At 67.7% G+C, this 7,816-nt stretch carries 10 protein-coding genes; 1 reads left to right on the top strand and 9 read right to left on the bottom strand.

Annotated elements, in window-relative coordinates; genetic code table 11:
• A partial coding sequence (locus RT697_RS26315; protein WP_409517494.1) for a tripartite tricarboxylate transporter substrate binding protein occupies window positions 1-883 on the bottom strand: 883 nt, incomplete at its 3' end.
• Between the two features lie 142 nt (window positions 884-1,025).
• Here RT697_RS26315 and RT697_RS26310 point away from each other — a divergent pair.
• Window positions 1,026-2,000, top strand: coding sequence for a LysR substrate-binding domain-containing protein (locus RT697_RS26310; RefSeq protein WP_313702575.1), 975 nt, complete (start codon window positions 1,026-1,028; stop codon window positions 1,998-2,000).
• A gap of 25 nt (window positions 2,001-2,025) precedes the next feature.
• Here the strand turns inward: RT697_RS26310 and RT697_RS26305 are convergent, their stop codons facing one another.
• The 8 genes from RT697_RS26305 to RT697_RS26270 all read right to left on the bottom strand — a co-directional run.
• Window positions 2,026-3,033 carry a metal ABC transporter solute-binding protein, Zn/Mn family gene (locus RT697_RS26305; RefSeq protein ID WP_313702574.1) on the bottom strand — a complete coding sequence of 336 codons (1,008 nt, stop codon included), beginning with the start codon at window positions 3,031-3,033 and terminating at the stop codon, window positions 2,026-2,028.
• Window positions 3,030-3,935, bottom strand: a complete 906-nt coding sequence (locus tag RT697_RS26300; protein WP_313702573.1) for a metal ABC transporter permease — start codon at window positions 3,933-3,935, stop codon at window positions 3,030-3,032. The genes RT697_RS26305 and RT697_RS26300 overlap by 4 nt, the downstream gene beginning before the upstream one ends.
• Window positions 3,932-4,699, bottom strand: coding sequence for a metal ABC transporter ATP-binding protein (locus RT697_RS26295; RefSeq protein ID WP_313702572.1), 768 nt, complete (start codon window positions 4,697-4,699; stop codon window positions 3,932-3,934). Before RT697_RS26295 ends, RT697_RS26300 begins: the two co-directional genes overlap by 4 nt.
• Window positions 4,696-5,649, bottom strand: coding sequence for a metal ABC transporter substrate-binding protein (locus RT697_RS26290; protein ID WP_313702571.1), 954 nt, complete (start codon window positions 5,647-5,649; stop codon window positions 4,696-4,698). Before RT697_RS26290 ends, RT697_RS26295 begins: the two co-directional genes overlap by 4 nt.
• A 44-nt stretch (window positions 5,650-5,693) precedes the next feature.
• On the bottom strand, window positions 5,694-6,302 hold the full coding sequence (locus RT697_RS26285; protein ID WP_313702570.1) for a DUF6162 family protein: 609 nt from the start codon (window positions 6,300-6,302) through the stop codon (window positions 5,694-5,696).
• A gap of 18 nt (window positions 6,303-6,320) precedes the next feature.
• Entirely contained in the window at window positions 6,321-6,647 is a 327-nt protein-coding gene (locus tag RT697_RS26280; RefSeq protein ID WP_175121477.1) for a hypothetical protein, read from the bottom strand.
• Window positions 6,644-7,183, bottom strand: a complete 540-nt coding sequence (locus RT697_RS26275) for a thiamine pyrophosphate-binding protein (RefSeq protein ID WP_312438432.1) — start codon at window positions 7,181-7,183, stop codon at window positions 6,644-6,646. The genes RT697_RS26280 and RT697_RS26275 overlap by 4 nt, the downstream gene beginning before the upstream one ends.
• The coding region (locus tag RT697_RS26270; RefSeq protein WP_313702569.1) for a PepSY domain-containing protein at window positions 7,180-7,816 on the bottom strand (637 nt) is incomplete at its 5' end. The genes RT697_RS26275 and RT697_RS26270, both read right to left, overlap by 4 nt.

The following is a 7,816-nucleotide window of genomic DNA, read 5'->3' as shown; positions in this document are numbered from 1 at the left end:
TGAAGGCGTCGCTCTTGACCGCGGTGCGGAAGGCCTCGCGCAGCTTGCGCTCGACGGCGGGATCCAGGCCCTTGGGTGCGCCGATGCCGTTGGGCGCCTCGACCACGACGTCGTAGCCCAATTCCTTCAGGGTGGGCGCATCTTTGAAACGCGAGGCGCGCGATTCGCCCCAGGTCGCCAGGAGCCGCAGCTTGCCCGCCTCGACGTGCGGCGCCCACGAGCTTGAATCCGCCAGCAGGTCGATCTGCCCGCCCAGCACGTCCTGCAGGGCCGCCGCGCCGCCCTTGTAGGCGATCGCGTTGAATCGCACGCCGGCCGTCATGGCGAACTCTTCCATGCCCACATGCGTTGCTCCGCCGATGCCGGCGTGGCCGTACGTCAGCTTGCCGGGATTGGCCTTTGCGTAAGCCACGACCTCCTGCAACGACTTGAACGGCGAACTGGCAAGCACTGCGATGCCGAAGGTCTGACCCGACGTACGCGCCAAATAAGTCAGCTCGCTGCGCGGATCAAGCTGCAACAGGCCCAATTGCGAGAAACGGGCCACCGAAATGGGGATCTGGCCGATGGTATAGCCGTCGGGCTGCGCCTGCGACAGCGACTTCGTGCCGATCATGCCCGAAGCGCCCGCGCGGTTTTCGACCACGATGGATTGACCCAGCACGCCAGACGCGACCTGGCAGAGCGCGCGCATGGACTGGTCCGCCGTGCCGCCGACGGGCCAGGGGCAGATGAAGGTGATGGGGCGCTGCGGATAGTCCGCGGCGCGGGCCAGGCCGGGGGCCAGCAGGCCGGCTGCGCCGGCGCCGGCCATTGCGCCCAGACAGGCGGCGCCCGCCAGGAACCTGCGCCTGTCCCGGTCAGGGGTAGGGATGTGCCTCATGGTTTGTCTCCGATGTGATTTTTTTTGTGAGCACCCTCAAGGCTACAAGGCCGCCCGGATCTATTCTCGTGAGCTTATATATAACTATCCAATAGAATTGCCGCATCGATAGATAACAACACTGGTATGAAAGGGAGTTCGCATGGCGCACCTGGACCGCGTGTTCCGCTCAAACCTGAAGCTGCGCCACCTCCAACTGCTCGTGGCGCTGGACGAGTTCCGGCATCTGGGGCGTACAGCCGAATTCATGGCGGTCAGCCAGCCGGCGGTGTCGCGGATGCTGTCGGAGGTGGAGTCCATGCTGGGTCTCGCGCTGTTCGCACGGTCCGTCCGCGGCACGGAACCCACGGACGCGGGCGCTGCGGTGGTGCGCTTTGCGCGCGGCGTGCTGGCGCAGTACGAGCGCACGCGCGATGAGATCGATGCCGCCGCGAGCGGCGCGGCCGGCAAGACGCGGGTGGGGGCGATGGCGGTCGCGCTGCCGGTGCTGCTGGCACGGGCCGTGCACGCCTTGAAGCTGCGGTCGGCGCGCGCGACCGTCCTGATCGAAGAGGGCGATCTGACCCATCTGCTGCCCAAGCTGCGCCTGGGTGAACTGGATCTGTTCGTGGGGAGGCTGGAGCCGGGCTACGCCGCGCCGGACCTGCATGCCGAGGCGTTGTTCGAGGAGCCGATGGTGGTGGTCGCGGCGCCCGGCAGCGATGTGGCGGGCCGCAGCGCGCCGGGTTGGGCGGATCTGGCGGCGCTGCCCTGCGTGATGCCGCCGCCGTGGGCGTCGCTGCGGGTGAAGCTGGAGCAGCAATTCCATCTTCGCGGCCTGCAACCGTCGTCCGATCTGATGGAGACTTCGTCCTATCTGTCCACGCTGACCTTCATCCGTGAACGCAATGCGGTGGGATTTCTGGCAAAGTCGGCCGCCCGCAGTTTCGAGAGCCAGGGCCTGTGCCGGATCCTGGACGTGCCGTTGGAACTGGCATTGCCTCCGGTGGGCATCATCACCATGCGCGAAGCCCGGTTGCCCGCGACCAGCGCGCAACTGATCGAATGCCTGAAGGGCGCGGCAACGGCGCTGATGGCCGATGCGGCAAACAGCGCCGGAAGCCCGGCGCCGGAATAGCGCGGCGCCGTTTGCTTGGAAGGGTCTACTTGGCTGCGGCGGTCTTGGCTGCCGCGGGCGCCAGAGCTTGCAACAGCAATTTCGCGTTGGCCTGCAGGTCGGCAACGGGGTCGGCCCCGTCGGTGGCCAGCACGACGGCCTTGGCGCCGCCGGCTTCGATGGCCTGACGCAGTTCTGGCGTGGGCTCGCGATGCAGGAGCGCCGCGGCCGCGCCGTTGTCCTTGAGCGTCGCGGTCAGTGCCGTCAACGCCTCGGGCGTCCAGTCCTTGTCGTCACGCGCGTTCGTCTCGATCAAGTCCAGATTGAACTCGGCGATCAGGTAGGGCAGGCGCTCGGACAGGCTGACGACGGCCACGTTCTCGGCCTGGGCCAAGCCGGCCTGGCTGCTGGCGTTCAATTCGACCAGCGTGCGCTTGATCTGCGCCAGGTTCTCGGCGATGCGTTTTTCGTCGGACGGCGACAGCCGTCCCAGATCGGCGGCGACGATGTCGGCCATGCGGCCCAGGTTGACGATGCTGAGCCACGGATAGGCGGCAAACTGGCCGCCGGGGCGCGTGTCGCTTTGCAGGGCGATGCCGTTCAGCGCGCCATCCAATGGGCGCGCGGCGTCGATTTCCACAATGCGGATGTTCGTGCGGCGCGCGTTGGCGTACAGCGGATCGTCCGGCCAGATCGAACGCAGGCCCACGGCGGCGTCAGCCGATGCGGCAGCCTTTTGCAGGGCAGCGCCGCCCCGTCCGCTGAAATAGGACGTCATCCGGGTCGCAGGCAGGTTGGCGGGCGCGGCGCGTTCCACACGGATGGTGCTGCCTTTGGCCAGGCTGTCGGTCAGCGCAAACACGACGGGATGCGCGGCCAGCACGGTGACGGCGCCCGTTGCGGCGGTGGCGGCTTCAGGCTGCGCGGCGCGCGCGGCGCGGCCGGATTTGGCGGCTTCCTGGGCGTGTGCCGTGACGGCGGCGCCCAGGGCGGATGCCATCGCCACCGCTAGGGCGGCGCGGCGCAGGGTGACGTAACCTGACTTCAAACTCATGCTGCATTTCCTTTCAGACCGGGGACCAGGCCGCGGGCCAGGGCCGAGATCCCAAACAGAACACCTGCGACCAGAATGATGGCCGCGCCGGAGGGGATCGGCAGCGCCAGCTCGATGGGCAGCATGATGCCGGCCAGCGTGCTGAACAGCGCGAACAGCACCGACATCGTGAAAAAGCCCTTGAGCGACTGCGCCAGCATCCGAGCAGCGGCCGCGGGAATCACCAGCAGCGCGCCGACCAGGATGGCGCCGATCACCTTGACCGAGGCCACGGTGACCAGGGTCACCAGGATCACGAACAGGTAATCCATGGCCTTGACGGGCACGCCGCGCACGGCGGCGAGCTGCGGATTGAAGCTGGCCAGCATCAGCCGGTTGTAGTTCGGCAGGGCCAGCGCCAGCGCCAGGATCGCCACGCACGTCAGGACCGACAGGTCGTTGCTGTTCACGGTAAGCACCGAGCCGAACAGCACGTTTTCCAGGATGTGGATGTTGATGCGGCCGGACAGCACCAGCAGCAGGCTCGCGCCCAACGCCAGCGACACCGACAGGAACACGCCGATCAGCGTGTCGGGCGTGAGGCGCGTGCGGTTGCTCAGGAAATTGAGCAGGATGCCGAAGATGAGGCAATAGCTGAACAGGCTGCCGTACGGGCCGGTGTAGGGCTCGCCCAGCAGGATGCCGATTGCGACGCCGGTCAGCGCGGCGTGGCCCACGGCCTCGGAAAAGAAGGCGAAGCGCTTGACCACCACCAGGGTGCCCAGACCGCCCAGCACGGGCCCGATAATCAGGCCGGCAAGCAGGGCGTTGATCACGAATCCGAAGGTAAGGGATTCGGGCAGCGCGCCGGATTCGGCCGCGCTCTGGATCCACTGGCGCAGATTGTCGAAAAGGGCATTCATGCGGCGCGCTCCTGCGGCTGGTTGCCGACGCGCGGCCGCGTCGAAAAGAGCGCAAGCAGCCGGTCGGGCGTCAGCACCTGCGCGGGCGGGCCGTCGCAAAGCACCTGGCGGTTCAGGCCGGTAACGCGGTCGGCCAGGCGGCCGACGGCCTCCAGGTCGTGCTCGATCCACAGCACGGTCACGCGCTGCGCGCGCCAACTGTCGAGCAGTTCCTCGAACACGCGCACGCCGGCTTCGTCGAGCGCCGACATGGGTTCGTCCAGCACCACCATCGACGGGCTGGGCACCAGTCCCTGCGCGAGCAGCACGCGCTGCCGCTCGCCGCCCGACAGCGCGCCCATGCGGCGGTTGCGCTTGTCCTGCATGCCGACGCGTTCCAGCGCGTCGCCGATTTCCTTCGACTTCGTGCGCGACAGGCCCAGGAATGCCGGCTTGCGCTGGCACATCGCGGCCATGAAATCGTTGACGGTCATGGGCAGGCCACGATCGAATTCCAGCGCCTGCGGGATGTAGCCGATGACGCCGGCCCGGTCGCCCGGCCACGCCACGCTGAGCTTGCCGCGATGCGGCATCTGGCCCAGCAGCGTCTTGACCAGCGAGCTCTTGCCGCCGCCGTTGGGGCCGACCAGCGCATGCACGCTGCCCGCCGCGACGGTAAATGCGACGTCGCTGAGGATGTCGGTGCGGCCGAGGGTCAGGGAGATGTGGTCGAAGGTCAGCGTGGGACCCAGTGCGCCCGGATGGGCTGTCACGGGGCCGGTCACGCGCCGGCCTCTTCGATGGCGCGCACCACGGTGGCCAGGTTCTGCTTCATTTCTTTTTCGAACTGCTCGGGGCTGTATTCGCCGTACGAGATGTGCGACAGCGCATACAGCTTCACGCCGGTTTCGCGCTGAATGGTTTCCACGTACGCGGACGGGAAGTTCAGTTCGGAGAAGATCACCTTGACGTCCGCCGCGCGCAATTGCTCGATCGTGCCCTTGAGCTGGGCGGGGCTGGGCTCGATGCCGTGCGCCGGTTCGACGACGGCGGTGACTTCCAGGCCGAATTCACGCAGCAGGTAATCGTAGGCGCCGTGGATGGTGGCGACGCGCAGGTCCGCGTTGGGCGCCTTCGCAAGCTGGCCCAGCGCATCCGCGCGCAGCTTGCGCAGGCGCTGGCCATAGGCGCGCGCATTGGCGGTGTAGGTCTGCGCGTTGGCCGGGTCGATACGGCCCAGTTCGCGCGCAATGGTGTTGATCTGGGCGATCGATGCGGTGATCGACAGGAAGGTGTGCGGATTCACGACCTTGCCGGAATCGCCGCCGCCACGCGCGGCCATGCCCACCGCTGCCAGGAGCGGCACTTGCGCATTCGCTTCGATCACGGGGATCTTGGGTTTTTCGCTGGCCGCGATCATGCGGTCCGCGAAGTCGTCGTGGCCGATGCCGTTGAGCACCACGACATCCAGCGTGCCGATGCGTTTGATGTCTTCGGCACGCGGTTCGTAGGCGTGCGGATTGAAGCCCACCGGAATCAGCGGCACGACCTCGGCCTTGTCGCCCACGATGTTGGCGACGTAGCTGTAATAGGGATGCAGCGTCACGCCGATCTTCAGGCGCTTGGCCTCTTCGGCATGGGCGGGCGCGGCGAACGCGCCGGCCAGCAGCGCCAGCGCGGCGATCGGCGCGGCGCAGCGGCGCAGGAGCTGTGAGAAAGACGAAAAGGCAGACATAAATCCGTAGGCTCGTGTCGGAAGACGAAGGGGAGGAGGCCCGGTCAGGGCTTGTTCTGGCGGGTCACGCCGGCGTCGAACTGGGCGACGACCTGGCGCCATCCCGCGGCCGCCAGGGCGGCGTCGTCGGCGGCATCTGGGACGCGCGCCGTGGCATTGCGGGCCAGCCAGACATCGGCCTGGGCGTCGGCGCCATGGTCATGGCCGTGGCCGTCCTTGGCGTGGCCGTCTTCGGTGCGCAGCAGGAACGATCCGGCCAGCGCGGCGTCGGCCGTCTGGCCGACGTAGAGCGCCTTGCCGGCCTGGCGCTGCAGCCGCCAGACGTGGCCGCCGCGCGCGGCGGTGCTGTTGTCGGCAACGAAGGGCGGCAGCCCCTGCGCGGCTAGGTCAGCCACGGAGGGCAGCGGTTCACCGGCCTGCAGGGCGAAGCCGATTTCCTCGTAGGCGACGCGCAGGTCGGCGTAGATGCCTTGTTCGCCGGGCGTCAGGTCGCGCCGCGCATCGATCTGGGTGGCGGCGAGCGGCGCGCTTTCGGGCGGCGCTTCGCGCAGGCCGATGTAGCCGGCGGCCGCCGCGACGATGACCAGGCAGGCGCCCAGCACGGCAAGGGTTTCGTGTCCGGCGCCCGCGGGTCGGATGACTTGGGTATGCATGCTGCGAGAAGCCGGGGCTTACTGGATGTCGACGTGGTCGATTTCAACGACGTGGCCGGGACCCGCGTCGAACAGCACGTAGAACTCGCCATTGGGCCGTTTGAACGACATCTTGGAATCCGCATCCAGCTTGCCCGGCACGATGATCTGTTCGTCGTACGAGATCACGTCCATGGTGACGCCGGCGGCGCCGCTGCCGTCGGAGAATCCGCCGGTGCACTGGATCTGTTCCTTGCCATCGGCCTTGCATTCGGCCATGGGATTGTGCGCCAGGGCGGTGGCGCTGGCGCTCAGCAGCGCGCCAAGCAGAGCGGCGCGAAGGCCGTTCGCGAAGATTGCATTCATCGGGATGCTCCTTGTTTCTTCAGCCACGCGACGGTGGCGGGGGAGGCCGAGGCCAGCGGCCAGGCTGCCTGGTGCACCGAGCCGTCCCAGCCTTCGGCGGTGACCCAGAGCTCGGCGTCCGGGGCGGTGCGCGGCGGAATCGGCACGGTGGCAAACGCCCGGTGCGGGCTGCCAAAGAAGATCGAGCCTGCGGCCCGCAGGCTGCGCGGTTTGCCCACGCGCACGTAGACCGCGCGGATCTGATCCTTGCAGCCTTCGCACTGGGCCATGGTGAAGGTCTTGACCATGCCGGCCGGGTCGGACTGGGGCGGCTCGACCTTCCATTCGGCGAATTGCAGCTTCCAGGGGCCGACCTGCAGGTCGCCGGCGGGACGCTGGCCCAGTCCCATCAGCCCGCGCGACAGCGCCAGGTTGTCGAAATACTTCGGGACATAAATGATGGGCAGGATGAGCAGCAGGGCGCTCAGGTGGAAGCGCCAGCGGCGCCAGAAGCTGGGTTTGGCCGCGGCGGCGTCCAGGGTGGCGGTCTTGCTCATTCGGTCACCTCGCGAGCGGCGGTACGGTCTGCGCGGGCAGGGCGCAGGGCTTTGGCGGTGGCTTGCGCGGTGCGCTTGGTCCAGATCAGGAGGCCGCTGAGCGACATCATGGTCAGCAACAGGCCAAACAGGAACCACACCAGCTTCAGCCAGAAGCCGCCGAAGTCGCCGGTATGCAGCGGACGCATGGATTCGGTGAAGAACTCCAGGCCGTTGCGGTCGGACAGGCGGCGCACTTCCTCGACCGTGCCGTTGTACGGATTGATCTTGGCGTACTGGAACATCAGCGGATATGCGCCGCGGCCCGAGATGGTGATCGGGTCATACGCGTTGCCAGGGAAGAAGATGTGCTGCGTTTCCAGGCCGGGCAGTTCGCGCTCGGCCACGGCGACGATCTCGTCGAGCGGCAGGCGCTTGACGGTTTCGCCGGCGCCAACGGTGGGCACCTGATCGCGGGCCACGACGGCCGGCACGCCCTGCGTCGAAATGGTGGTGGCCGTATCGGACAGGATGGCCTGCGCCAGGAACCAGATCGCGCTGACCGAGATCAGCAGGATGAACCAGACGGACCACAGGCCGGACAGGCGGTGGAAGTCGCCCCAGAAAATGCGCGCGCCCTGGCCGACGCGCAGG

Origin of the sequence: Achromobacter sp. (assembly GCF_032113835.1) — a bacterium.
Classification (GTDB): Bacteria; Pseudomonadota; Gammaproteobacteria; order Burkholderiales; family Burkholderiaceae_B; genus Achromobacter.
Note: the sequence above shows the minus strand (reverse complement) of the source record. Positions and strands in the feature narration are given on the sequence as shown.

What these genes read in the sequence shown, in the direction of transcription:
- RT697_RS26290 (WP_313702571.1), bottom strand. Translation starts at nt 5,649, where the DNA reads ATGTCTGCCTTTTCGTCTTTCTCACAGCTCCTGCGCCGCTGCGCCGCG.
- RT697_RS26275 (WP_312438432.1), bottom strand. Translation starts at nt 7,183, where the DNA reads ATGAGCAAGACCGCCACCCTGGACGCCGCCGCGGCCAAACCCAGCTTC.
- RT697_RS26305 (WP_313702574.1), bottom strand. Translation starts at nt 3,033, where the DNA reads ATGAGTTTGAAGTCAGGTTACGTCACCCTGCGCCGCGCCGCCCTAGCG.
- RT697_RS26310 (WP_313702575.1), top strand. Translation starts at nt 1,026, where the DNA reads ATGGCGCACCTGGACCGCGTGTTCCGCTCAAACCTGAAGCTGCGCCAC.
- RT697_RS26280 (WP_175121477.1), bottom strand. Translation starts at nt 6,647, where the DNA reads ATGAATGCAATCTTCGCGAACGGCCTTCGCGCCGCTCTGCTTGGCGCG.
- RT697_RS26285 (WP_313702570.1), bottom strand. Translation starts at nt 6,302, where the DNA reads ATGCATACCCAAGTCATCCGACCCGCGGGCGCCGGACACGAAACCCTT.
- RT697_RS26300 (WP_313702573.1), bottom strand. Translation starts at nt 3,935, where the DNA reads ATGAATGCCCTTTTCGACAATCTGCGCCAGTGGATCCAGAGCGCGGCC.